This is a genomic window from Mycobacterium sp. NGS62, assembly GCF_059812285.1.
Genome location: NZ_JCALCK010000004.1, coordinates 441734 through 465127, shown reverse-complemented (window position 1 = coordinate 465127; position 23394 = coordinate 441734). Strand labels below are relative to the sequence as shown.

The 23394-nt window shown below is 65.0% G+C and carries 23 protein-coding genes; 21 read left to right on the top strand and 2 right to left on the bottom strand.

What is annotated here, in order from left to right; all coding sequences use genetic code 11:
* Position 1: 1 nt before the first annotated feature.
* Genes AC5Y49_RS14270 through AC5Y49_RS14250 form a run of 5 tightly spaced genes read left to right on the top strand, consistent with a single transcriptional unit; the run spans position 2 to position 4845 of the window.
* Positions 2 to 976, top strand: coding sequence for a zinc-binding dehydrogenase (locus AC5Y49_RS14270; RefSeq protein WP_499887946.1), 975 nt, complete (start codon positions 2 to 4; stop codon positions 974 to 976).
* Positions 973 to 1725, top strand: a complete 753-nt coding sequence (locus AC5Y49_RS14265; RefSeq protein ID WP_499887944.1) for an HpcH/HpaI aldolase family protein — start codon at positions 973 to 975, stop codon at positions 1723 to 1725. The genes AC5Y49_RS14270 and AC5Y49_RS14265 overlap by 4 nt, the downstream gene beginning before the upstream one ends.
* Positions 1722 to 2456 carry an SDR family NAD(P)-dependent oxidoreductase gene (locus tag AC5Y49_RS14260; RefSeq protein WP_499887943.1) on the top strand — a complete coding sequence of 245 codons (735 nt, stop codon included), beginning with the start codon at positions 1722 to 1724 and terminating at the stop codon, positions 2454 to 2456. The genes AC5Y49_RS14265 and AC5Y49_RS14260 overlap by 4 nt, the downstream gene beginning before the upstream one ends.
* On the top strand, positions 2438 to 3940 hold the full coding sequence (locus AC5Y49_RS14255) for a flavin-containing monooxygenase (RefSeq protein WP_499887942.1): 1503 nt from the start codon (positions 2438 to 2440) through the stop codon (positions 3938 to 3940). The genes AC5Y49_RS14260 and AC5Y49_RS14255 overlap by 19 nt, the downstream gene beginning before the upstream one ends.
* A gap of 56 nt (positions 3941 to 3996) precedes the next feature.
* Positions 3997 to 4845 carry an alpha/beta hydrolase gene (locus tag AC5Y49_RS14250; RefSeq protein WP_499888048.1) on the top strand — a complete coding sequence of 283 codons (849 nt, stop codon included), beginning with the start codon at positions 3997 to 3999 and terminating at the stop codon, positions 4843 to 4845.
* Here the strand turns inward: AC5Y49_RS14250 and AC5Y49_RS14245 are convergent.
* The gene (locus tag AC5Y49_RS14245) at positions 4815 to 5933 is read right to left on the bottom strand and encodes an alcohol dehydrogenase catalytic domain-containing protein (RefSeq protein WP_499887941.1); all 1119 of its coding nucleotides are present in this window, start codon (positions 5931 to 5933) and stop codon (positions 4815 to 4817) included. The genes AC5Y49_RS14250 and AC5Y49_RS14245 overlap by 31 nt on opposite strands.
* 14 nt (positions 5934 to 5947) lie before the next feature.
* Here AC5Y49_RS14245 and AC5Y49_RS14240 point away from each other — a divergent pair, with 14 nt between their 5' ends.
* Entirely contained in the window at positions 5948 to 6415 is a 468-nt protein-coding gene (locus tag AC5Y49_RS14240) for an acyl-CoA thioesterase (protein ID WP_499887939.1), read from the top strand.
* 42 nt (positions 6416 to 6457) lie between these two features.
* A complete protein-coding gene (locus AC5Y49_RS14235; protein ID WP_499887937.1) occupies positions 6458 to 6898 on the top strand; it encodes an SRPBCC family protein in 441 nt (146 codons plus the stop codon).
* A 41-nt stretch (positions 6899 to 6939) separates the two neighbouring features.
* On the opposite strand, the gene AC5Y49_RS14230 is transcribed toward AC5Y49_RS14235, so the two are convergent.
* Positions 6940 to 7632 (bottom strand): GntR family transcriptional regulator, encoded by a 693-nt coding sequence (locus AC5Y49_RS14230; protein ID WP_499887935.1) that lies wholly within the window; start codon positions 7630 to 7632, stop codon positions 6940 to 6942.
* 124 nt (positions 7633 to 7756) lie between these two features.
* Here AC5Y49_RS14230 and fadD5 point away from each other — a divergent pair, with 124 nt between their 5' ends.
* The 14 genes from fadD5 (at position 7757) to AC5Y49_RS14160 (ending at position 23390) form a co-directional block, all read left to right on the top strand.
* Entirely contained in the window at positions 7757 to 9394 is a 1638-nt protein-coding gene (fadD5, locus tag AC5Y49_RS14225) for a fatty-acid--CoA ligase FadD5 (protein ID WP_499887933.1), read from the top strand.
* 215 nt (positions 9395 to 9609) lie between these two features.
* Positions 9610 to 10416, top strand: a complete 807-nt coding sequence (locus tag AC5Y49_RS14220) for an MlaE family ABC transporter permease (protein WP_499887932.1) — start codon at positions 9610 to 9612, stop codon at positions 10414 to 10416.
* Positions 10413 to 11282: an ABC transporter permease gene (locus AC5Y49_RS14215; RefSeq protein ID WP_499887930.1), complete on the top strand. Its 870-nt coding sequence runs from the start codon at positions 10413 to 10415 to the stop codon at positions 11280 to 11282. Before AC5Y49_RS14220 ends, AC5Y49_RS14215 begins: the two co-directional genes overlap by 4 nt.
* 5 nt (positions 11283 to 11287) lie before the next feature.
* Positions 11288 to 12598, top strand: a complete 1311-nt coding sequence (locus tag AC5Y49_RS14210; protein WP_499887928.1) for an MCE family protein — start codon at positions 11288 to 11290, stop codon at positions 12596 to 12598.
* The gene (locus AC5Y49_RS14205) at positions 12595 to 13635 is read left to right on the top strand and encodes a virulence factor Mce family protein (RefSeq protein ID WP_499887926.1); all 1041 of its coding nucleotides are present in this window, start codon (positions 12595 to 12597) and stop codon (positions 13633 to 13635) included. The genes AC5Y49_RS14210 and AC5Y49_RS14205 overlap by 4 nt, the downstream gene beginning before the upstream one ends.
* On the top strand, positions 13632 to 15227 hold the full coding sequence (locus AC5Y49_RS14200) for a virulence factor Mce family protein (RefSeq protein ID WP_499887924.1): 1596 nt from the start codon (positions 13632 to 13634) through the stop codon (positions 15225 to 15227). Before AC5Y49_RS14205 ends, AC5Y49_RS14200 begins: the two co-directional genes overlap by 4 nt.
* Entirely contained in the window at positions 15224 to 16861 is a 1638-nt protein-coding gene (locus AC5Y49_RS14195; protein WP_499887922.1) for a virulence factor Mce family protein, read from the top strand. Before AC5Y49_RS14200 ends, AC5Y49_RS14195 begins: the two co-directional genes overlap by 4 nt.
* A gap of 8 nt (positions 16862 to 16869) precedes the next feature.
* The gene (locus AC5Y49_RS14190; RefSeq protein ID WP_499888047.1) at positions 16870 to 18015 is read left to right on the top strand and encodes a virulence factor Mce family protein; all 1146 of its coding nucleotides are present in this window, start codon (positions 16870 to 16872) and stop codon (positions 18013 to 18015) included.
* On the top strand, positions 18009 to 19574 hold the full coding sequence (locus AC5Y49_RS14185) for a virulence factor Mce family protein (protein ID WP_499887920.1): 1566 nt from the start codon (positions 18009 to 18011) through the stop codon (positions 19572 to 19574). Before AC5Y49_RS14190 ends, AC5Y49_RS14185 begins: the two co-directional genes overlap by 7 nt.
* Positions 19544 to 20221, top strand: coding sequence for an Rv1363c family protein (locus AC5Y49_RS14180; RefSeq protein ID WP_499887918.1), 678 nt, complete (start codon positions 19544 to 19546; stop codon positions 20219 to 20221). The genes AC5Y49_RS14185 and AC5Y49_RS14180 overlap by 31 nt, the downstream gene beginning before the upstream one ends.
* Positions 20218 to 21195 (top strand): RDD family protein, encoded by a 978-nt coding sequence (locus AC5Y49_RS14175; protein WP_499887916.1) that lies wholly within the window; start codon positions 20218 to 20220, stop codon positions 21193 to 21195. Before AC5Y49_RS14180 ends, AC5Y49_RS14175 begins: the two co-directional genes overlap by 4 nt.
* Positions 21192 to 21806 (top strand): Rv1363c family protein, encoded by a 615-nt coding sequence (locus tag AC5Y49_RS14170; RefSeq protein ID WP_499887915.1) that lies wholly within the window; start codon positions 21192 to 21194, stop codon positions 21804 to 21806. The genes AC5Y49_RS14175 and AC5Y49_RS14170 overlap by 4 nt, the downstream gene beginning before the upstream one ends.
* Before the next feature lie 167 nt (positions 21807 to 21973).
* Entirely contained in the window at positions 21974 to 22681 is a 708-nt protein-coding gene (locus AC5Y49_RS14165; protein ID WP_499888045.1) for a hypothetical protein, read from the top strand.
* Between the two features lie 28 nt (positions 22682 to 22709).
* Positions 22710 to 23390 (top strand): YoaK family protein, encoded by a 681-nt coding sequence (locus AC5Y49_RS14160; RefSeq protein ID WP_499887913.1) that lies wholly within the window; start codon positions 22710 to 22712, stop codon positions 23388 to 23390.
* Positions 23391 to 23394 lie beyond the last annotated feature (4 nt).

Genomic DNA, 23394 nt, shown 5'->3' with positions numbered 1-23394 from the left:
CGTGTGGTCCTATCGGATCGTCGCCCCTTACCAGTTCGAGCGGACCGCCATCGCTGAAAAGATCCCCGAATGCCTCGCCGATCGCCAGGTGTTGCTGCGGTTTTCGGCAGCCGGCATCTGTGGCAGCGATCTGCCGGCGTTTCGTGGTGTGCGGGGCCGGCTTCCGGGAGATGACGGCCGCAGCGGTGCCGAAAAGGACGGCTACCCGATTCACGAAGTGGTCGGCGAGGTGATCGCCAGCCGCCACCCCGACCACCGGCCCGGCGACCAGCTGGTGGGTTGGGCGTCCGGGTTTGACGGATTGATGGAGCGGGTGGTCAGCGACGGCGACGGCCTCGCGCCGTACGACCCGGCGCTGACACCGCAGCAGGCGATCGGCCTGCAGCCGTTGGCGTGCGTGCTCTACGCCGTCGAGCAGTTGCCCGTACTGGAGGGGCGCACCGTCGCGATTCTCGGTCAAGGATCGATTGGGCTGTTGTTCGCCTATGTCGCCAAAGCGGCGGGGGCGCGCCACGTCACGGGCGTGGATCCCGTCGACCGCACCGCCGTCGCAGCGGCATTCGGCGTCGACACCATGGTGCGCGCCACCAGCGACCGGTGGGTCAGCCAGCTGGGCCCCCACGACCGGGCAGACATCGTCATCGAAGCGGTCGGCCATCAAGTCGCCACCCTCGGCCACGCCATCGAAGCCGCTGCGCCCGGCGGCACCGTCTGCTATTTCGGCGTCGCCGACGACGAGAGCTATCCGATCAGCATGCGCACCATGTTGCGCAACAACCTGACCCTGAAATCCGGTGTGACGTTGGATCGCAGAAGGGTTTTGGACCTTGCCGGCAAGTTCGCCGCCGAGCATCCCGAGCTGCTCGAGACTTACCTCACCCACACCTTCGACATCGCCGACGTGCAGGATGCATTCGAATTGGCGTGCCGCCCAGTCCCGGAGCGCGTCAAGATCGCGATCGCAGGTTCGAGATGACGGGGAGCCGGCTGCAGCAGGCGCTGCACGGCAAAGCCCCGCTGTGGGGCGGCTGGGTGACCGGCCCGACCCTGATCGGGCCCGAGGAGTTCGCCCGCGCCGGCTACGACTACGTGGGCATCGACGCGCAGCACAGCTACCTCGACGACGCTGCGATCGCTGCCATGCTGCGCCGCCTCGAGCATGTGCCGATCGCCACGGTGGTGCGGTTGCCGTCAGCCGACCCGGCACCGATCGGGCGGGTGATCGACGCCGGCGCCGACGCGGTCGTCATCGCGATGATCGAATCGGCCGACCAAGCCGCGGCCGCCGTTTCCGCGACCCGCTATCCGCCGTCGGGGGTGCGCAGCTTCGGGCCGCTGCGGGCGAGCCTGGGCTACGACACCACCGAACTGGAGTCGCGGGTGAGCGTATTCGCGATGATCGAAACCGCCGCAGCGCTGGCAGATTTGGAGCAGATCTGCGCTGTCCCCGGGCTTTCCGGTATCTACGTCGGACCCGCCGACCTCGCATTGTCAATGGGTGTGCAAGTCGCCGAGGCGCGCAGCCACCCCGACGTGCGCGCGGCGATGGCCACCGTTCACCACGCCGCCTCGGCAGCAGGCCTGGTCACCGGTGTCCACGCCGGTAACGGGGCGACGGGTCGGGTTATGGCCACACTGGGGTATCAGATGATCACCTTGATGTCGGAATCCCAGGCATTGCGGTGCGGCGCACTGCAGCATCTGCGCGAGGCCACCTCGTCATGACAACCGACCAGCGCGTCGCCCTGGTCACCGGCGCCGCCCGCGGTCAGGGTCGGGCCATCGTGGAACGGTTGCGCGCCGACGGGTTTCGCGTTGCAGCTTGCGATATCAGCGCACCGGAGTTGATCGCTGCCGTCGACGCGATGAACGACCAAGCGGTGATCGCCGTACCGCTCGACGTGACGTCGCCGTCGGAGTGGAGCGAGGCCGTCGCCACGGTTGTCGACCGGTTCGGTTGGTTGAGCACCCTGGTCAACAACGCCGGCGTGCTGCACCGCGCGACCATCGACAAGGAGTCCGTTGAGGGCCTCGAAACCGCCTGGCGGGTCAACTGTCTGGGCGCATTCCTGGGCATCCGCGCAGCCCTGGATCAGTTGCGGGCCGCGCCAGGTGCGGCCATCGTCAACACCTGCAGCACCGGCGCGATCCGGGCCTTCCCGCGACACACCGCATACGGCTCCTCGAAGTGGGCGCTGCGCGGGCTGACCCAGAGCGCGGCCGCCGAACTGGCCGCATCAGGCATCCGCGTCAATGCGGTGTTCCCCGGACCGATCGCGACGCCGATGCTCGACGACGCCACTCAAGAACGGCTAGCGGCCACCTCGATCTCCGGCCGCATCGGGCAGCCGCCCGAAGTCGCCGACGCGGTGGCCTTTCTGGTGTCGGAGAAGGCGTCGTTCATCACCGGCGCCGAACTAGTCGTCGACGGTGGACAATGCCTCCAGATTCAGTGACTGTCGGCATCATCGGGGCCGGGCCCGGCGGATTGGCGCTGGGAATACTACTGGCGCGCGCCGGGTTTCACGACTTCACCATCTTCGACCGCGAGGACGGCGTCGGCGGGACGTGGCGGATCAACACCTATCCCGGTCTGGCCTGTGACGTGAAGTCACATCTGTACTCCTACTCGTTCGCGTTGAACCCACACTGGTCTCGGCTGTGGTCCGGGCAGCCGGAGATTCTGGCGTACTTCGAGCACTGCGCCAACCGCTATGACCTGAACCGGCATTTGCAGTTGGGTACCGAGATACGTTCGGCACAGTGGAATCCCAGTACGCAGCGGTGGCGATTGACCACCACGACCGGTGAGCAGCATCATTTCGACATCGTGGTCTCGGCTGTCGGGCTGTTCACCCGCGCCGTCGTGCCCGACCTAGTCGAAGAGCAACCGTTCACCGGAACGGTGATGCACTCGTCACGGTGGGATCATTCCGTCGACCTCGATGGTGCACGTATCGCCGTCCTGGGAACCGGATCGACCGCCGCGCAACTGGTGCCGGAGCTGGCCAAGGTCGCCGCCAAGGTCTATTCGGTGCAACGGTCTGCGACCTGGATACTGCCCAAGCCCGATCGGTCGTACAGCACCAGGGAGCGTTGGGTATTCGCCCACGTCCCGATGGCCAAGAAGCTCTACCGCACCCGATTGTGGTTACGCAGCGAGGCGAACATCTCGGTGATCGAGCACGGTAGCGACAAGACCCGAGAATTCACCGACATCGCGTTGGGGCTACTGGAAACCGCGGTCGACGACGAAGCATTGCGGCACAAGCTGACTCCTGATCACCCGATGGGCTGCAAGCGGCTGGTCTTCTCGTCGGACTACCTGGGGGCGTTGGCGCGGCCCAACGTGGAGGTGCTCAGCAGCCCGGCGCGGTACCTGCGCGCCAGCTCTTTGGTTACCGAGGACGGCACCGAACGCGACGTCGATGTCGTGGTCTGTGCCACCGGTTACGCCGCCGCCGACTATCTCGGTGAGATCGACGTGGTCGGCGAAGACGGGTTAGCGTTGCGCGATGTCTGGTGCGACGGAGCCCACGCCTATCTAGGCATGGCCGTACCGGGATTTCCCAACTTCTTCATGCTCTACGGCCCCAACACCAACGTCGGCTCCAACAGCGTGATTTTCGTACTGGAAGCCCAAGCGCGCTACATCGTGCGAGTGCTGAAATACATGCGGCGCAAGCGCGCGTCGTATGTAGCGGTGCGGCCCGCCGCGATGGCCCAGTTTCTTGCCCGGGTCGACCAGTGGATGCGGGGCACCGTCTGGACCACCCGGTGCAGCAACTACTTCCGCGCAGCCAACGGACGCGTCGTCACCCAGTGGCCGCGCAGCGCGCGCGCCTTCTGGGCTATGACGCGCCGATTCAAGTCCGACGATTTCACCTTTGCCCCAGTGGCCGCCGTCGAGCCGGCGGACCACGCCGTCGGAAGCGGCTAGCGGTGCAGCGACTCGACCCGGCTTTGCAGGCGGTAGCGACGGACCTGTCCCTGGAAATGATTGGCCCGACTCGCGATTCGCTCAACCAGCGCCGCGCCGTGGCGGTGACCGACACCGACATCAGCGGCGTTGCGGTCAGCACCGAGGTCGCCGGATCGGTGTCGGTGCGGATCTACCGCGGCGGGCCGTCGCCGGCGCCTGCTGTCGTCTACTGTCACGCCGGCGCGTTCGTACTGGGCAACCTTGACGTCGACCACCGCCAGTGCGTGGAACTGGCCCGTCGCGGATATTGCACGGTGATATCCGCTGACTACCGGCTCGCGCCCGAAAACCCTTATCCGGCCGCACTCGACGACGCCCTCGGGGTCCTGAGCTGGGTGAGCGCCAATACGGCGAAACTGGATATCGACCCGACCCGGCTGGCCGTCGCGGGCAGCAGCGCCGGCGCCGCGTTGGCGGCGTGCCTCGCCCAACGTGGCGCTCCCGGTGTGGTGTTCCAACTGCTGCATCAGCCGGTGCTCGACGACCGGCCCACCGCGTCGAAGATCGAGTTCGCGGCCACCCCGGCGTTCGACGGTCCCGCCGCCGAGCTGATGTGGCGGCATTACCTGGGCAAGACACCGCCATCCGCAGAGGCCGTGCCCGCCCGGCGCGGGTCGTTGGCCGGACTTCCACCGGCGTTCATCAGCTGTACGGAGATCGATCCGCTCCGTGACGAAGCACTCGACTACGCGGCACGGCTGTTGCGCGCGGGCGTCGCCACCGAACTGCACCTGTTTCCCGGCACCTGCCATGGGTTCGATTCGCTGCTGCCCGACTGGGAAACCTCGCAGCAGCTGTTCAGCCTCCAGGGCCGGGCGCTGCAGCGGATCTTCTATGGGGCGGCGTCGAAAGTGATGAGCTGACGCACGGCCGTGCCGTCCGCGAGCCGGTCCATCGCGCCATTGATGTCGTCGAGCGAGATCGTCGAAGACACCAACGACTCCACCGGCAGCCGGCCCGCGCGCCACAGCTCGACGAACCGCGGAATGTCACGCGCAGGTACCGCCGAACCCAGATAGCTGCCGATCAACGAGCGGCCCTCGGCGACAAAACCCAACGGCGACACACTGATCCGGGTATCCGGCGGGGGCAGCCCCACGGTGATCGTCCGGCCCCCCGGAGCGGTCAAGTCGATCGCCGTGTGCAGCGCGGCGGGGTGGCCTGCGGCCTCGATGATGATGGGCGCCTTGACCCCGGCATCGGTGGCCGCCTGCGGGCTATACGTCTCGTGAGCGCCCAGACCACGTGCGGCCGTCAACTTCTCGGTCAGCTGGTCGACAGCGATGACGCGAACGTCGTCGTAGGCCAGCGCGGTCATTACTGCTGCCATGCCAACGCCGCCCAGACCGACGACCACCACGGTCTGGCCTGGCCGCGGCTTGCCGACGTTGAGTACCGCGCCTCCGCCGGTCAGCACCGCGCACCCGAGCAGCGCCGCGACAGCAGGCGGTACGTCGGCTGGGACGGGAACGGCGCTGGCGCGGTGCACGACGGCATGCGTGGCAAAACCCGACACACCCAGGTGGTGATACACCGGCCGGCCATCGCGGGTCAGCCGCATCCCGCCGCCCAGCAACGTGCCCGCGGCGTTGGCAGCGCTGCCGGGCTCACACGGCGTCAATCCCTCGGTGGCGCAGGCCGCGCAGTGGCCGCAGCGCGGCAGAAATGCCATCACCACCCGCTGACCGATGCTCAGGTCGCCGACGTCCGCACCGATTCGTTCGACGATTCCGGCTGCCTCGTGTCCCAGCAGCATCGGAACCGGACGTACCCGGTTGCCGTCGACCACCGACAGGTCGGAGTGGCATACGCCGGCGGCTTCGATCCGGATCTGCAGCTCCCCGGCTTGTGGTTCCGCCAGGTCGAGCTCGTCGACGCTGACCGGTCGCGATTGCGCGTAGGGCCGGGGCGATCCGATGCGCTCCAGCACCGCACCCCGAATATGGAGCATGTTCGAATACAACCATGACGGTGTTTTCTGGGGGGCCGCCCGCCTCCGACGGGCTCACCAGCCGCGACTTTCCGGTGCATTGGTCCGTGCATACCCGATGGGCCGACAACGACATGTTCGGCCATCTCAACAACGCGGTGTACTACCAACTCTTCGACACCGCGATCAACGGCTGGATCAACACCAACGTCGACGTCGACCCGGTCACCATGCCGTCGCAAGGTGTCGTCGCCGAATCGGGTTGCCGCTACTTCTCCGAACTGCATTTTCCCGAGCGACTGATCGTCGGCCTGGCGGTGACCCGGCTGGGACGCAGCAGCGTCACCTATCGGCTGGCCGTGTTCCGCGCCGCCGACGACGAACCGCAACCCGCCACGGCGCTCGGACATTGGGTCCACGTCTACGTCGACCGAACCAGCCGCAAAGCGCAACCGATTCCCGAGGCTATCCGCTCGCTGCTGGCGACGGCCTGCGTGAGTTAGCGGGTTGGCCGCGCTTGCGGCCGCCACCGATATGCTCGCCCAATGCCGATCGTGAGCAAGACCGTCGAGGTCGCGGCCGACGCGGCTTCGATCATGGCCATCGTCGCCGACTTCGAGTCGTATCCGCAATGGAACGAAGAGATCAAAGGTCTTTGGGTGCTGGCCCGCTACGACGACGGCCGGCCGAGCCAGCTGCGGCTCGACACCGCCGTGCAGGGCATCGAGGGCACCTATATCCAGGCGGTGTACTACCCGAGCCCGACCCAGATCCAGACCGTGATGCAGCAGGGCGACCTGTTCAAAAAGCAGGAGCAGTTGTTCAGCGTGGTGGAGATGGGTGCGACGTCGCTGCTGACCGTGGACATGGATGTCGAGCCCGCGATGCCGGTACCCGCGCCGATGGTCAAGAAGATGATCAACAACGCACTGGACTACCTGGCGGACAACCTCAAGCAGCGCGCCGAGCAACCAACCAACTCATAACCGTTGGCTGTTCGCCGTGACGGCCGATGCGGATGGGGTGTTTAGCCCCAGATTCCGCTGCGGTCCAGCTTTTCGGTCAGGCGACGTGCGCCGTCGGCGAACTGCCAAGCGGTGTGTTCGACGACGGCGTCGACGTCGCGGCCGCGCAGTGCGGCGATCAGCTGCCGGTGGTTATCGACGGCGGCCCTGCCCCAGTCCCCGTCCGCGGCGTAGACCAGCAACGGCATATACCTTGCGACGTGCAGCAGAAACCAGGCCAGCTTGATCCGTCCGGTGGCGTGGTTGAAGGTCCGGTGAAACGCGAACTCCAGCGCCGCAACCGCCTCGGTGTCGGTGGTCGCCACCGCTGCCGAGAGCGCTTCGTTGACGCGCTCGAGTTCATCGATGTCGGCATCGGTGATGTTTTCGGTGGCTGTCGTGGCCAACTCCCGGGCGATGGTGGCTTGCAGCCAGAAAATGTCGTCGACGTCCTGCCGGGTGAGCGGCAGCACGACGTGACCACGGTGCGGCTCGAGTTGCACCATGCCCTCGCCGCGCAGTTTCAGTAGCGCCTCGCGCACCGGCGTAACGCTGACTCCGAGTTTGGCCGCGGTCTCATCGAGTCGAATGAACGTCCCCGGCGGCAGTGCACCGGACATGATCGCCGCCCGCAAGTGGCCCGCCACCTCGTCGGATAGCTGCGCGCGGCGCAGCGGAAGCCGGCTGCGACGCTGCATAGGAGTCGGTGCGTTCACGGGCCCTTTCGTATTGTCATCGGGACTTGTCTTCGCGGCGCGAAGACCATAGTGTGACCCAGACAACACTATGTTTTATCAAATATCAACTTCATGGCGTACGTGCGACGAAGGGATTCACTAGTTGACCGCGCAGCTCTCCGGCGAGCAGACCACCGCCACCGACCAGCCGTATCGCGCCCGACGGCAGAACTGGGTGAACCAACTCGAACGGCATGCATTGATGCAGCCCGGTGCGACGGCATTGAGGTTCCTGGGCAACACCATCACGTGGGCCGAACTCCTGCACCGGGTCACCGCGTTGGCCGATGCGTTGAGCCGCCGCGGGGTGGGCTTCGGGGACCGGGTGATGATCTTGATGCTGAACCGGACCGAGTTTGTCGAGTCGGTGCTGGCCGCCAACATGCTCGGCGCGATCGCGGTTCCGGTGAACTTCCGGCTCACGCCGCCCGAGATTGCATTTCTTGTCGAGGACTGCGAGGCGCGGGTGATCATCACCGAACCCGTGCTGGCCGCGGTGGCGACCGGCGTCGCAAACCTCACCCCGGTGCTCGGCAAGATCATCGTCGCCGGCGGTGCGAGCGAAGAAGGCGTGCAGGGGTACGAAGAACTGATCGCCGAGTCCGGCGATAGCAACCAACCGGTGGACATCCCCAATGACTCGCCGGCGCTGATCATGTACACCTCGGGCACCACCGGGCGGCCGAAGGGCGCGGTACTTACGCACACCAATCTCACCGGTCAAACAATGACCGGGTTGTACACCCACGGCGTAGACGCCGACGACGTCGGCTTCATCGGCGTCCCGTTCTTTCACATCGCCGGGGTAGGCAACATGCTGACCGGGATGCTGCTGGGGATTCCGACGGTGATCCACCCGTTAGGCGCATTCGATCCCGGTCAGTTGCTCGACGTACTGGCCGCCGAACGAGTCACCGGCATCTTTTTGGTGCCGGCCCAATGGCAGGCGGTATGTGCTGCGCAACAAGCCAATCCCCGTGACGTTCGGTTGCGGGTCATTTCGTGGGGCGCGGCGCCGGCATCCGACACGCTGCTGCGGCAGATGTCGGAAACCTTTCCGGGAGCGCAGATATTGGCTGCGTTCGGACAGACCGAGATGTCGCCGGTCACCTGCATGTTGCTCGGCGAAGACGCGATCCGTAAGCGTGGATCGGTCGGCAAGGTGATCCCCACCGTCGCTGCCCGGGTGGTCGACGACGACATGAACGACGTGCCCGTCGGCCAGGTCGGCGAAATCGTCTACCGCGCACCGACCTTGATGAGCGGCTACTGGAACAACCCCGAAGCTACCGCCGAAGCGTTTGCCGGAGGCTGGTTCCATTCGGGTGACCTGGTTCGGATGGACGAAGACGGCTACGTGTGGGTCGTCGACCGCAAGAAGGACATGATCATCTCCGGCGGGGAGAACATCTACTGCGCCGAAGTGGAAAACGTGCTCGCTGCCCACCCGGGCATCGTCGAGGTCGCCATCATCGGCCGCACGCACGAAAAGTGGGGCGAAGTACCGATTGCCGTGGCGGCGGTGTCCCAGACCGACCTGCGCCTAGCAGATCTCGACGAATTCCTCACCGAACGACTCGCGCGCTATAAGCACCCCAAAGGGCTCGAGATCGTCGACGCGCTGCCCCGCAACCCGGCCGGAAAGGTTCTCAAAACCGAACTGCGCACTCGCTACGGCGCGCCGAACCCTCCCGAAAGCGCGTCTGTGTCAAGCGATCCTGGGGCCGAGGCAGCAGGCTGACATAACGAAAACACTCCAGGTGAGACTGACAAAGGGTCAATAGTGCAGATGCGGTGCCAGCAGAGCGAGCCATCGGGTATGGTCCTGTGGTCTCTCTTACTACCTGCCAGTAGGGAGACGGCGGTCACACCCGCGAATACAGGGCGAGGAGGACGCGTGCGACACGATCCGCTGTTGCGCCGCGAGGCACGAGGCTCCATCGCAAGGGGGCTCCGGTGACGTCGACGCAGCCACGGCTAACCGATTACGTCCGCGACCAACTAGGTCCGCCGCTGGTCCTCGTCGGCGGCTTCTTCCGGATGTGCGTGCTGACCGGTAAGGCGTTGTTCCGCTGGCCGTTCGAATGGCGCGAGTTCATCCAGCAGTGCTGGTTCATCATCAGGGTCGCATTTCTGCCGACCATGGCGGTCTCGATACCGGTGACGGTGCTGTTCGTCTTCACGTTCAACATCCTGCTGATCCAGGTGGGCGCCGCCGACATCTCGGGTGCGGGCGCGGGGGTCGCTGTGGTCACCCAGATCGGGCCGATCGTGACGGTACTGGTGGTCGCCGGAGCGGCGGCCACAGCCATCTGTGCCGACCTGGGTGCACGCACCATCCGCGAGGAAATCGACGCGATGGAGGTGCTCGGCATCGACCCCATTCACCGGTTGGTGCTGCCCCGGGTTGTCGCCTGCGCCTTGGTCGCGATGTTGCTCAACGCCTTGGTGAGCATGGTGGGATTGGTGGGCGGCTTCATTTTCGGCGTCTACCTCCAGAACGTGTCCGGCGGCGCCTACCTCGCCACGTTGACCCTGATCACCGGGCTGCCCGAAGTGGTCATCGCGACAATCAAAGCCTTGACATTCGGACTGATCGCCGGCCTGGTTGGCTGCTACCGAGGGCTGACCACCAGCGGCGGTTCCAAGGGTCTGGGCACCGCCGTCAACGAGACCGTGGTGCTGTGTGTGGTCGCGCTGTACGCGGTCAACGTGATTCTGACTGCCATCGGTGTGAAGTTCGGAACGGCGGCCCGGATATGACGATGGCCCAAGTACTACGTGCCCGCTTCCCGCGGGCAGCCGGCAGTCTTCGTCGTTACGGCGGCGCTGCGGGCCGACCGCTCGAAGAAGCCGGGAAGATGGGCTGGTTCGCGCTGATCGGCGGCCGCGACATGCTGTGGGCGGTGACCCGTTACCGCACGGAAATCGTACGGCTGGTCGCCCAACTCGGCATGGGCACCGGTGCCATGGCCGTCGTCGGCGGCACCGCCGTGATCATCGCCTTTGTGACACTGTCCTCTGGCTCCCTGGTCGCCCTTCAGGGTTTTTCGGCGCTAAGCCAGATCGGTATCCAGACGCTGCTCGGGTTCGTCGCGGCGCTGATCAACGTTCGCCTCGTTGCCCCGGTCGTCTCCGGCGTCGTGCTTGCGGCCACCGTCGGCGCCGGTGCTACCGCGGAATTGGGCGCCATGCGGATCAGCGAAGAGATCGACGCACTGGAAGTGATGGGCATCAAGTCGATGGCGTATCTGGTGTCCACCCGGGCGCTGGCCGGACTGGTGGTGATCATCCCGCTCTACGCACTGGGGCTGATCACGTCGTTCCTGGCGCCGCAAGTTGTCACCACGGTGTTCTTCGGTCAGCCTTCCGGCACCTACGAGCATTATTTCCGGACGTTCCTGCGCCCCGACGACGTGTTTTGGTCATTCGCGGAGGTCATCATCATGGCCGGCATCGTGATGCTGACCCATTGTTACTACGGGTACACCGCAAGCGGCGGCCCGGTCGGTGTCGGTGAAGCTGTCGGCCGATCGATGCGTTTCTCGCTGGTGTCGGTGAACGTCATTGTCCTGCTGGCCGAGATGATGCTCTACGGCGTCGATCCCAACTTCGCTTTCACGGTGTAGCGGCCATGACATATCCACAGTCGAAAGAAAACAAGCCACCGTTCCAGCCGTACCGGACGGCCGGGGTGGTGGTCGCATTGGTCGGTGCGCTGGTGCTGTGGGTGGTGTACCTGCAGTACAAGGGCGATTTCACGCCGAAGACCCAGCTGACGATGCTGGCTTCACGGGCGGGTTTGGTGATGGACCCCGGCTCGAAGGTCACCTACAACGGCGTGCAGATCGGCCGGGTGGCGAGCATTTCCGAGGTGCAGAAGGACGGCAAGCCGGCGGCCAAGTTCGCTTTGGACGTGTATCCCCGCTATCTCAAGCTGATCCCGGCCAATGTGGACGCCAAAATCGTGGCGACCACACTGTTCGGGGGCAAGTACGTATCGTTCACCTCGCCGAAAGACCCGTCGAAGAAACGGATCTCGCCGCACACCACGATCGACGCGACACATGTCACGACAGAGATCAACACGGTGTTCCAGACGATCACTTCGATCACCGAAAAGGTGGATCCGGTCAAATTGAATCTGACGCTGAGCGCGGCCGCGGATGCGTTGAGCGGGTTGGGCGACAAGTTCGGACAGTCGATCGTCAACGGCAACGCCATCCTCGATGACGTCAATCCGCGAATGCCGACTATCCGTCACGACATTCAGGCACTGGCCGCTCTGGGCGATACCTACGCCAACGCAGCGCCAGACCTGCTGGAGTTCCTCAACAACGGGGCCACCACGGCACGCACACTGCACAGCCATGAAAAGGAACTGGATCAAGCGTTGTTGGCGGCGACCGGATTCGGCAACACCGGCGCCGACATCTTCGAGCGCGGCGGGCCGTATTTGGCCCGCGGCGCCGCCGATCTGGTGCCCACTGCCCAGCTGCTGCACACCTACGCGCCGGCGCTGTACTGCACCGCCCGCAACGTCGACGAGGCCGAACCGAAGATCGCCGCGGGTACGGGCGGCTTTGGCGGCTACGAACTGCGAACCCAACTCACGTTCCTGGGCGGGGCGGGACTGCTCGCGTCTCTCCCGGGGATCGGCATCACAGCGGGCACGATGGGACTCGCGGGGTTAGCCGGACTCGTCGGCGGCGCGCCGAATCCTTATATCTACCCGGAGAATCTGCCGCGGACCAACGCTCGCGGCGGGCCCGGCGGGGCGCCGGGGTGCTGGCAGCAGATCACCCGCGAGCTGTGGCCGACCCCGTATCTGGTGACGGACACCGGCGCCAGCCTGGCGCCGTACAACCACGTAGACGTCGGCTCACCGTACGCCATCGAGTACGTCTGGGGCCGCCAAGTAGGGGACAACACGATCAACCCATGAGTATCAGAGGCACTGTCATCAAGCTCGGCGCCGTCGGGGTGGTGCTGCTGCTCTTCACGGCACTGCTCGTCGTGGTGTTCGGTCAGATGCGGTTCGACCGGACCAATGGCTACTCCGCGGAGTTCAGCAATGCCAGCGGGTTGCGGAACGGCCAGTTCGTCCGCGCCGCCGGGGTGGAGATCGGCAAGGTCAAAAAGATCAAGCTGGTCGACAACGGCCGGCGGGTGCGGGTGGACTTCGACATCGACCGCTCGGTGCCGCTGTATCAGTCGACGACCGCCCAGATTCGCTACCTCAACCTGATCGGTGACCGCTACCTGGAACTCAAACGCGGTGAGGGCGAGGGCGCGGACCGGGTTCTCCCGCCCGGTGGTTTCATCCCCCTGTCGCGCACGCATCCGGCCCTGGATCTCGACGCGTTGATCGGCGGTTTCAAGCCGCTGTTTCGGGCGCTGGACCCGGAAAAGGTCAATAACATCGCGTCGGCCATCATCACCGTCTTCCAGGGCCAAGGCGGCACCATCAACGACATCCTCGACCAGACCGCGCAGCTGACCTCCCACATCGCCGAGCGTGACCAGGCGATCGGCGAGGTGGTCAAGAACCTGAACATCGTGCTGGACACCACAGTCAGGCACCGCAAGGAGTTCGACCAGACCGTCGACAACTTCGAGAAACTGATTACCGGGCTGAACAACCACGCCGATCCGCTGGCCGCAAACACCGCGAGCATCAGCAATGCCGCCGGAACGGTGGCCGACTTGCTGGCCGACAACCGGGCCCTGCTGCACGACACCCTGAACTACCTGGACCCGATCCAGCAAGCCATCATCGATCGGCGCGACCAGTACGACGACCTACTCCACCGGGCACCGACCGGAATAAACATCGTGGACCGCGCGATCGCCAGCTACGGAGACTGGATTAACTTCTACCTCTGCGACTTCACGCTGAAGACCAACGGACTGCAGCCCAACGGGCCGGTCCGCACGGTCAGGATTTTCCAGCAGCCGACAGGTAGGTGCACGCCGCAATGAGAACGCTGGAACCTCCCAACCGCCTCCGGATTGGACTCATGGGCATCATCGTGGTGGTGCTCGCCACCGCCGTCGGTCAAAGCCTCACCAGCGTGCCGATGCTGTTCGCCAAGCCGAGTTACTACGCACAGTTCCCGGACAGCGGTCAACTGCACAAGGGCGACAGGGTGCGCATCGCCGGCATGAACGTCGGCGACGTACAAGGGATCGAGATCGACGGCGACCGCGTCGTGATCAAGTTCACGACCGGGGCCAACACCATCGGCACCGAGAGCCGGCTGGCGATCAAGACCGACACCATCCTGGGTCGGAAGGTGCTCGAGATCGAGCCGCGCGGCACCCAGACACTGCGGGCGAACGCCACGCTGCCGCTGGGGCAAAGCACCACCCCGTATCAGGTTTACGACGCGTTCTTCGACGTCACCAGGGCCGCCGAGGGCTGGGACGTCGACACCGTCAAACAATCGCTGCATGTGTTGACGGAGACCGTCGATGAGACCTACCCGCACCTGAGCGACGCGCTCAAAGGGGTGGAGAAATTCTCCGACACCATCGGCAAGCGCGACGAGCAGATCACGCACTTACTCGCGCAGGCCAACCAGATCGCCAGCGTGCTGGGTGATCGCAGCGAACAGGTCGACCGGCTGTTCGTCAACGCCAACACGCTGCTGGCCGCGTTCAACGAGCGCAGCCGGGCAATCAGCGCGCTGCTGGGTAATGTGTCTGCGTTCTCGACCCAGGTGCAGGGGCTCATCAACGACAACCCCAACCTGAACCACGTGCTGGAGCAATTGCGTAGCGTCAGCGACCTGCTGATGGCCCGCAAGGAGGACTTGGTTCAAACGGTCTCCATGCTCTCCACTCACGTCACCGCCCTCAACGAAACTGTCGCGTCGGGACCGTACTTCAAGGTATCGCTGGAACAGTTTTTGCTGACGCCGTACCAGGTCCTGCAGCCGTGGGTGGATGCGGCGTTCAAGAAGCGCGGCATCGATCCCGAGGAATTCTGGCGCAACGCGGGCCTGCCGGCGTTCCGGTTCCCCGACCCCAACGGCACCCGATTCCCCAACGGTGCGCCACCCCCGGCGCCACCGGTGCTGGAGGGCATCCCGGATCATCCGGGACCGGCGGTTGCGCCGGGATCGCCGTGCTCGTACACGCCGACGCCGGACCTGCTGCCGCGGCCGTGGAACCCGATGCCGTGTGCGGGCCTCGACCAAGCGCTGGGGCCGTACGGGCCTAATGGGCCGTATCCGGTGTTGCCCGATGTCCTCTCGTCACCGCCGAACTCCAACGGCCTGCCGCCGACACCGGGAATCCCGATCGGCGGGCGACCGGGCGATGCGCCTCCGGACGTTCCCGGCACCCCGGTGCCGATCGCGCCGGGACCGCCCGGGTCGCGCAGTGAGCCGCTGGGGCCGGCCGGTCCGCCCCCACCGCCGTCGACATTCGCGCCCGGGCTGCCACCCGGACCCGCAGCGCCACCCGGACCAGGACAACAGCTGCCAGCTCCGTTCATCCCGCCCGGCGTGGGGGGAAGCCAGCCCGGCGGAGGCGGAGGCAGCCTAGGGGGGAGTAGCCCGCCACCATGAGCACCATTTTTGATATCCGCAACCTGCGGCTGCCCAAGCTGTCACGGGCGTCGGTGATCATCGGCTCGCTCGTGATTGTGCTTGCCCTGGTCGTCGGCTTCGTTGGGATTCAGCTCTACAAGAAGTTGGTCAACAACACCGTGGTGGCCTACTTCCCGGAAGCCAACGCGCTCTATTCCGGGGACGAAGTCCGGATCATGGGCGTGAAGGTGGGTGCGATCGACAAGGTCGAGCCGGCCGGCGACAAGATGAAGGTGACCTTCCACTACTCCAATAAGTACAAGGTGCCGGCCAACGCGCAGGCGTCGATCCTCAACCCCACCCTGGTGGCGGCCCGGAACATCCAATTGGATCCACCGTATCGGGGTGGTCCGGTGATGGGCGATAACGCGGTGATCCCGATCGAGCGCACCCAGGTGCCGACCGAGTGGGACGCGCTGCGCAATAGCGTCACCAACATCATCGACAAATTCGGGCCCACCAAGGAGCAGCCCAAGGGACCGTTCGGTGAGGTCATCGAGTCGTTCGCCGACGGGCTGTCCCGCAAGGGCAAGCAACTCAACGCCACGCTGGACAGCCTCTCGCGGTCGTTGACCGCGCTCAACGAGGGCCGCGGCGACTTTTTCGCCGTGGTGCGCAGTCTGGCGCTGTTCGTCAACGCGCTGCACGAGGACGACCAGAAGTTCGTTGCGCTCAACACCAACCTGGCCAAATTCACCAACAGCCTGACCGGCTCCGACCGGGACCTGGCCAACGCAATACAGCAGTTCGACGGTTTGCTCACGACTCTTCGCCCGTTCCTCGCCAAGAACCGTGAGGTGCTGACGCACGACGTCAACAACCTCGCCGACGTGACCAACGCGCTGCTCCAACCCGAACCATTGGACGCTTTGGAAACCTTGTTGCACGTATTGCCGACGGCACTGGCGAATGGGGTTAACATTTACCACCCGGCACAGGGCGCCGTCGTGGCCCAGCCGGTGTCACTCCTCGGTGCCATCGGCTTCGCGAACCCAATGCAGTTGATCTGCAGTACGATCCAGGCGGGCAGCCGGCTGGGCTACCAGGAATCTGCCGAAATCTGTGCCCAGTACCTGGCGCCGATTCTCGATGCGATCAAGTTCAACTACATACCGTTCGGGTTGAACCCGTTCACCACCGCCGCGACGCTACCCAAGCAGGTCGCCTACTCCGAGCCGCGGCTGCAACCACCGCCCGGCTACAAGGACACCACCGTCCCCGGGATCTGGGTGCCCGACACAGCACTCTCGCACCGCAACACCCAGCACGGGTGGATCACGGCGCCCGGGATGCAGGGCGTACAGGTAGGCCCGATCACGGAGGGCCTGCTGACCCCGGAATCGCTGGCCGAACTGATGGGTGGCCCGGACATCGAACCCGTTGAATCGCAGTATCAAACCCCGCCTGGGCCGCCGAACGCGTACAACGAGGAGCCCGGCCCACTGCCGTATATCGGGCAGCCCGGCAATCCGCAACCGATCTCGCCGCCGCCGCCCGGACCGGACGTGGTGCCCGGTCCCGTCGCCCCGACGCCGGCGCCGGTGTCGGGGCCGGGACCCGCAGGACCGCCGCTGCCCGCTGAGGCGGCCGCATCGACAGGAGGCGGTCAGTGAATCGGGTAATGCGCTGGGCACGCTGCCGGGTCTGGGAGGGGCTGGCTCTGTTGGTGGCCGCGCTGATGCTGAGCTCGTGCGGGTGGCGTGGTCTCTCCAACGTGACGATCCCCGGCGGCCCGGGTAGCGGATCCGGTTCCTACACCATTTATGTACAGGTGCCGGACACGCTCGCGATCAACGGCAACAGCAAGGTGCTGGTGGCCGACGTGTTAGTCGGCTCGATCCGCGACATCAAGCTCAAGAATTGGGTTGCCACTTTGACGCTGGGCTTGGACAAAGGTGTGAAGCTGCCGAGGAACGCCACCGCGAAGATCGGCCAGACCAGCCTGCTGGGCTCTCAGCACATTGAGTTGTCCGCGCCGCCCAATGCGTCGACGCAACCGCTGAAAGACGGCGACACCATCTCGCTGAAGAACTCGTCGGCGTATCCGACCATCGAGCGCACGTTGGCCGGCCTCGCGATGATATTGCGCGGCGGAGGCATCCCGAACCTCGAGGTGCTTCAAAACGAGGTCAACAACATGCTGCGCGGTCGCGCGCCACAGATCCGCGCGTTCCTCGGCAAACTGGACACCTTTACCGCCGAGCTCAACCAGCAACGCGACGACATCACCCACGCCATCGATTCCACCAACCGGCTGCTGGCCTACGTGGGCGATAGGTCGGAGGTCGTGGATCGGGTGCTGACCGAATTCCCGCCACTGATCAAGCATTTCGCCGACAAGCAACAACTGCTGATCAACGCCACCGATGCGGTGGGCCGGCTCAGCCAGGCCGCCGACCAGTACCTGTCCGAAACCCGGGGCCCACTGCATCAGAACCTGCAGTCGCTGCAGTGCCCGCTGCGGGAACTGGGCCGCGCCGCGCCTCATCTGCTCGGTGTGCTGAAGATCCTCGCCACCGTGCCGTTCGACCTCGACACCGCTCCGAAGCTGATTCGGGGTGACTTCATGAATTCGTCGATCAATCTCGACGCGACGTTGTCGACCGTTGACAATGCGTTCCTCACCGGCACCGGGCTGTCCGGTGCGTTGCGGGCGCTCGAGCAGTCGTATGGTCGCGATCCCGAAACGATGATTCCCGATGTCCGCTACACGCCGAACCCCAACGATGCCCCCGGCGGACCACTGGTGGAGAGGGCGATATGCTGACCCGTTTCATCAAACGCCAGCTGGTCCTGTTCAGCGCCATCACGGTGATCGCCCTGGTGGTGCTGGGCTGGTACTACCTGCGGATTCCGAGCCTGGTGGGTATCGGCCAGTACGAGCTGACGGCCGACCTGCCGGCGTCGGGAGGCCTGTACTCCACGGCCAACGTGACCTATCGCGGTGTCACCATCGGCAAGGTCACCGCCGTCGAGCCGACCGAACGGGGCGCACAGGCGACGATGAGCATCGATAGCCGCTACAAGATCCCGGTCGATGCGTCGGCGAACGTGCATTCGGTGTCCGCGGTCGGTGAGCAGTACCTGGACCTGGTGTCGACAGGCGATCCGGGCAAGTTCCTTTCGCCCGGACAGACCATCACCAAAGGTACGGTGCCCAGCCAGATCGGGCCGGCGCTGGACGCCGCCAACCGCGGGTTGGAAGTGCTGCCCAAAGACAAAATCGCCTCGCTGCTCGACGAGACCGCGCAAGCGGTCGGCGGGCTGGGGCCCGCGCTGCAACGGTTGGTCGACGCCACCCAGGCAATCGCCGGTGACTTCAAAACCAATATCCGCGACGTCGATGACATCATCCAAAACTCCACGCCGATCCTGGACAGCCAGGCTAATTCCAGCAGCGCGATCGAACGCTGGGCGCGCAACCTGAACGTCTTGGGCGCCCAGGCCGCGGAAAAGGACCAGGATTTGGAAAGCGTGCTGTCGAAGGCGGCGCCGACCGCCGATGACCTCGACGCGGCATTGGGCGACTTGCGGGAGTCGCTGCCGCAGACCCTGGCCAATCTCGCGGTGGTGATCGAGATGCTCAAGCGCTACCACCCCGGCGTCGAGCAGGCGCTGACGATCTTGCCGCAGATTGGTTCGTTCATCCAGACGATCTCCGTGCCGTTCGAGAAAGACCACACGCTTGTGCTGGACCTCGGGTTTGCGATCAATCAACCGCCGCCATGTTTGACCGGGTGGCCTTCGGCAGCGGAGTGGCGATCACCAGCGGACACCAGCTTGATTCCCCACCCCAAAGGCGCGTACTGCAAAATCCCGCAGGACGCCCCCTCCAATTCGGTGCGCGGAGTGCGCAACATCGAGTGCGTCGACGTTCCCGGTAAACGCGCGGCGACGCCGAAGGAGTGCCGCAGTGGCAAACCCTACGAGCCGATGGGCACCAACCCGTGGTACGGCGACCCGAACCAGATCCTCAACTGCCCGGCCCCCGGTGCCCGCTGCGATCAGCCGGTCAACCCCGGCCAGGTGATACCGGCGCCGTCGATCAACAACGGTCTGAACCCACTGCCCGCCAACAAGCTGCCGCCAGAAGGGCTGACGCCGCCGCCGAAAAACGATCCGCTGCAGCGGCCGGGCTCGGGTACCGTCCAGTGCAACGGCCAGCAGCCCAACCCGTGTGTCTACACTCCGAGCGGGGGCCCCACCGCGGTCTATAGTCCGCAGAGCGGTGAGCTGACCGGCCCCGACGGCGTTAAGTACTCGGTCAATAACTCGAGCAGCACAGGAGACGACGGATGGAAGGAGATGCTGGCGCCAGCCGGCTGAACCCAACCGATGCCGACGATTCGTCGTCTTCGGAGGTAAAGAGCGAGGATTCGTCCGAATCCGAGGTAGGAGCCGACCAGGCCAGTACCGAGGCAACCGCCGACGATGACTCCGAGGGAGGGGACTCTCTTGTTGCCGAGCGGAATTCCTCGCGTCTGGGACGACGGTGGTTGATCGGCATCACCGCGGCGCTTCTCGTGTTGGCCGGCGCTGTCGGTACCGGTGGCTATTTCGCGCTGCGCGCCAACCAGGAGAGCCAGGCCATCGCGCGCAACGACGCGGAAGCCGTACAGGCCGCAAAGGATTGCGTCGCGGCAACCCAGGCCCCCGACATCGGTGCGTTGGTTGCCAGCGAACAGAAGATCATCGACTGCGCCACCGGCGATTTCCGCAGCCAAGCGATTCTCTACAGCAATCTGTTCGTCCAGGCGTATCAGGCTGCGGACGTGCATGTCCAGGTGTCCGATCTGCGTGCGGCGGCGGAACGGAGCAGTGGTGAGGGGCCGGTCGACGTGCTGGTGGCACTCCGAGTAAAAGTGTCCAACAGTGAAGCGCAGGACCGAGAAGTGGGCTACCGATTGCGGGTGACGATGGTACCCGCTGAAGGCGAATACCGGATTGCCAAGCTTGAGCAGGTGGCGAAGTGACGGTGGTGCTCGAAGAGACCGAGACCACGCCGGAATTCGAAGCGGCAGCGCCGAATAACCTGGCGCGCTGGCAGATCCGCGCGGCTGCGTTCGTCACCGATGTGTTGCCTGGCGTTGCCGTAGTGGCGACGATGGCGTTGGTCTCGTTGGCGGTGCCGGTGCGCAGCACGTGGTGGTGGCTATGCATTTCGGTCTCAGCGACCGTGATACTGCTGACTTTGATCAACCGGACGGTGTGGCCGGCGAACCGCGGCTGGAGCCTGGGCCGTGCCCTCATGGGAATCTCCGTTGTGTGCCCAGACGGGGGTTCCCCCGGACTGGGGCGGTTGCTGTTGCGAGACCTCGCCCACCTACTGGACACCATCTCGGTATTCGTGGGCTGGCTATGGCCGCTGTGGGACGCGCGCCGACGGACCTTCGCCGACTTGCTGCTGCGCACCGAGGTGCGTCGCGTCCGACCGGATCAGCGGCCCGGCAGCATCCGGCGACTCGCCGCAATCGTGGTCTCGGGCGCGGTGCTGCTGTGCGTAGGCGGTGCCGCGTTGAGCTTCACGGTGGTCTTCCTGCATGATCGTGGGTCCGACCAGACCCGCGCCGCGATCCAGGCGCAGGGACCGAAGATTGTCACCGAGATGCTGACCTACGAGCCGAAATCGTTGCAGGAGGATTTCGCTCGGGCGCTGTCGCTGACGACCGACAAATACCGGACGCAGTTGGCTGCCCAGCAGGAGGAAGTGCAAAAGGGCCACCCCGTCGTCAACGAGTATTGGGTGACCAACAGCGCAGTGCTGTCCGCGACGCCGGATCGGGCGACGATGCTGTTGTTTTTGCAGGGCCACCGCGGCGGGGAGGACCGGGAGCGTTACATCACCGCCACCGTTCGGGTTTCGTTTGTCAAAGGCACAGACGCGCGCTGGCTCGTCGACGACCTGTCGGTGGTCACAAAACCCAAACCACCCAAGAGCGCAAAATGAGCCCCCGCCGCCGAATTCAGCTTGGCGAAGAGCCGCTCCTCATCGAGCGGATACCGAAAACATCGCTGTGGTCGCGCCTAACGGCGCGGCGGTTGAGGTTACCGCGCCAGTGGTGGAAACCGTCGCGGCAGTGGGCCGCGCCCATGGCGATCGCCGTCGCCGGGCTGCTTGCGGCAGGCGCGATCACGTCGTCCTCGCTCATCCTGGTCGACCACAGGTCGCACCACCAGGCAGCGATGAAGGAAGTCGACGTGCTCGGCTTCGCTCGGTCGTTCATGACAAGCTTCACGACGCTGGATCCGTTTCACGCCAACGACTACGTGGAGGGGCTATTGGCCCAGGGCACAGGTGATTTCGCCAAGCAGTACCGTGAAAAGGAGAACCAGGTCCTCCTTCACGTCGCCCAAGCTGAGCCTACCAAGGGCACTGCTCTGGAAGCCGGCGTTGAAAGGTGGAATGACGACGGCAGCGCAAACCTGCTGGTGGCCACCGAAGTCACGTATAAGTCGCCCGACGGAAAGCAAACAATCGAGAACACGAATCGTTGGGTGTTAACCGCTCAGCGGGAAGGCGACCAGTGGAAGATCAGCAGCCTCCAGCAAGTGCTCTGACAAACAACCGCCCGCCACATCGGAAGCGCCGGTGGGCGCGGCTTCGTCGAGGCCGCAATAAGGCCACGGCGGCTCGAACCGAGGAAGTCGGCTCGGCCTCCAGCGTGCCTGAGCCCGACGCCACCGCCGAGACCGAAGCTGCCGAACCAGACGCCCAGCCACCCGAATTGGCGGCGTCCCACGATGAACCCTCGGCCGAAGAGGGGGCCGAAAGCGTCGAAAGTAACGAGGCCGCAACTCGGCCCGCCAACGGCGGTTCTGACCAGATCGGCGTCGACGAAGCGCAAGACACTGACGGCGACACCGAGCGCGAAGGAGATGTCGACGAATTACCGGCCGCGGAAACCGCCGCCAGACGACCGGCCGGCCGGCGGCTTGCCATTGCTGTAGCCGCTGCGGCCGTACTGTTCGTAGGCTCTGCAGCGTTCGCCGGTGCGACCCTACAGCCATACCTGACCGATCGCGCCACCGTGGCTACCAAGCTGCAAGTCGCGCGCACTGCCGCCAACGCGATCACGACATTGTGGACCTACAATCCGGACAACATGGATAAACTGGCTGATCGCTCGGCGCAGTACCTCAGCGGCGATTTCGAAGCCCAGTACCGCAAATACATCGATGCGGTCGTCCCGCCCAACAAGCAAGCGCAGATCACCAACACCACTGAGGTCACCGGTGCAGCGGTGGAATCTCTGAACCCGACAAACGCCACCGCGATCGTGTACACCAATACAACATCTACCAGCCCACTGACGAAAAACGTTCCGACGCTGAGGTACCTGTCCTACCGGCTGATGATGAAACGCGACCACGCGCGCTGGTTGGTGACCAAGATGAACACCATCACCTCCTTGGATTTGACGCCCCACGTGTAAGGCAGCTCACCGAAAGGTACTGGCCCCGATGGCTGCTGGCGCGATCGTCTCGCCGGTATCCGATCGACTGACCGTTGCGGCGCTGCTGCTGCTGACCTTCGCCACCGGCCTGGTCGACGCGATCAGTGTGTTGATCCTCGGTCACGTGTTCGTCGCGAACATGACAGGCAATGTCATCTTCCTGGGTTTCTGGTTCGTGCCGAGCGCCGGCGTCGACCTGACCGCAGCGGTCGTCGCCTTCGCGGGGTTCCTCGTCGGCACTGTGCTCGGCGGCCGCTTGATTCGCATCCTCGGACACCAGACCCGGCGGTGGCTGACAGCGGCACTCGGCTTGGAGGTCACCATCTTGGTGGTGCTGTCAATTTTGGCCGGCACCGGCATCCTGAACTATCACTCCAATACGAAACTCATCCTGATCGCCGGCCTGGCACTGACTTTCGGCGTGCAGAACGCCACCGCACGCCAGTTCCGCATCCAGGAGCTCACCACCACCGTGCTGACGTCGACCGTCGTCGGCCTCGGAGTAGACAGCCGGCTTGCCGGCGGCGGCGGTGAACGTGAAAAGCTGCGCTACAGCGTGATCGCCGCGATGTGCGGTGGTGCCATTCTGGGCGCGACGCTGTCTCGGGTCATGGTGGCGCCGGTGATCGGATTGGCCGCCGCTGTGGTCACGGTGAGCCTGCTGATCTTTCGGTTCGGCCGACCCTGACGCG

Coding starts and splice junctions, on each gene's coding strand:
- AC5Y49_RS14265 (WP_499887944.1), top strand. CDS start 973: ATGACGGGGAGCCGGCTGCAGCAGGCGCTGCACGGCAAAGCCCCGCTG.
- AC5Y49_RS14260 (WP_499887943.1), top strand. CDS start 1,722: ATGACAACCGACCAGCGCGTCGCCCTGGTCACCGGCGCCGCCCGCGGT.
- AC5Y49_RS14255 (WP_499887942.1), top strand. CDS start 2,438: ATGCCTCCAGATTCAGTGACTGTCGGCATCATCGGGGCCGGGCCCGGC.
- AC5Y49_RS14250 (WP_499888048.1), top strand. CDS start 3,997: ATGATTGGCCCGACTCGCGATTCGCTCAACCAGCGCCGCGCCGTGGCG.
- AC5Y49_RS14245 (WP_499887941.1), bottom strand. CDS start 5,933: ATGCTCCATATTCGGGGTGCGGTGCTGGAGCGCATCGGATCGCCCCGG.
- AC5Y49_RS14240 (WP_499887939.1), top strand. CDS start 5,948: ATGACGGTGTTTTCTGGGGGGCCGCCCGCCTCCGACGGGCTCACCAGC.
- AC5Y49_RS14235 (WP_499887937.1), top strand. CDS start 6,458: ATGCCGATCGTGAGCAAGACCGTCGAGGTCGCGGCCGACGCGGCTTCG.
- AC5Y49_RS14215 (WP_499887930.1), top strand. CDS start 10,413: ATGACGATGGCCCAAGTACTACGTGCCCGCTTCCCGCGGGCAGCCGGC.
- AC5Y49_RS14210 (WP_499887928.1), top strand. CDS start 11,288: ATGACATATCCACAGTCGAAAGAAAACAAGCCACCGTTCCAGCCGTAC.
- AC5Y49_RS14205 (WP_499887926.1), top strand. CDS start 12,595: ATGAGTATCAGAGGCACTGTCATCAAGCTCGGCGCCGTCGGGGTGGTG.
- AC5Y49_RS14200 (WP_499887924.1), top strand. CDS start 13,632: ATGAGAACGCTGGAACCTCCCAACCGCCTCCGGATTGGACTCATGGGC.
- AC5Y49_RS14195 (WP_499887922.1), top strand. CDS start 15,224: ATGAGCACCATTTTTGATATCCGCAACCTGCGGCTGCCCAAGCTGTCA.
- AC5Y49_RS14190 (WP_499888047.1), top strand. CDS start 16,870: ATGCGCTGGGCACGCTGCCGGGTCTGGGAGGGGCTGGCTCTGTTGGTG.
- AC5Y49_RS14185 (WP_499887920.1), top strand. CDS start 18,009: ATGCTGACCCGTTTCATCAAACGCCAGCTGGTCCTGTTCAGCGCCATC.
- AC5Y49_RS14180 (WP_499887918.1), top strand. CDS start 19,544: ATGGAAGGAGATGCTGGCGCCAGCCGGCTGAACCCAACCGATGCCGAC.
- AC5Y49_RS14170 (WP_499887915.1), top strand. CDS start 21,192: ATGAGCCCCCGCCGCCGAATTCAGCTTGGCGAAGAGCCGCTCCTCATC.
- AC5Y49_RS14160 (WP_499887913.1), top strand. CDS start 22,710: ATGGCTGCTGGCGCGATCGTCTCGCCGGTATCCGATCGACTGACCGTT.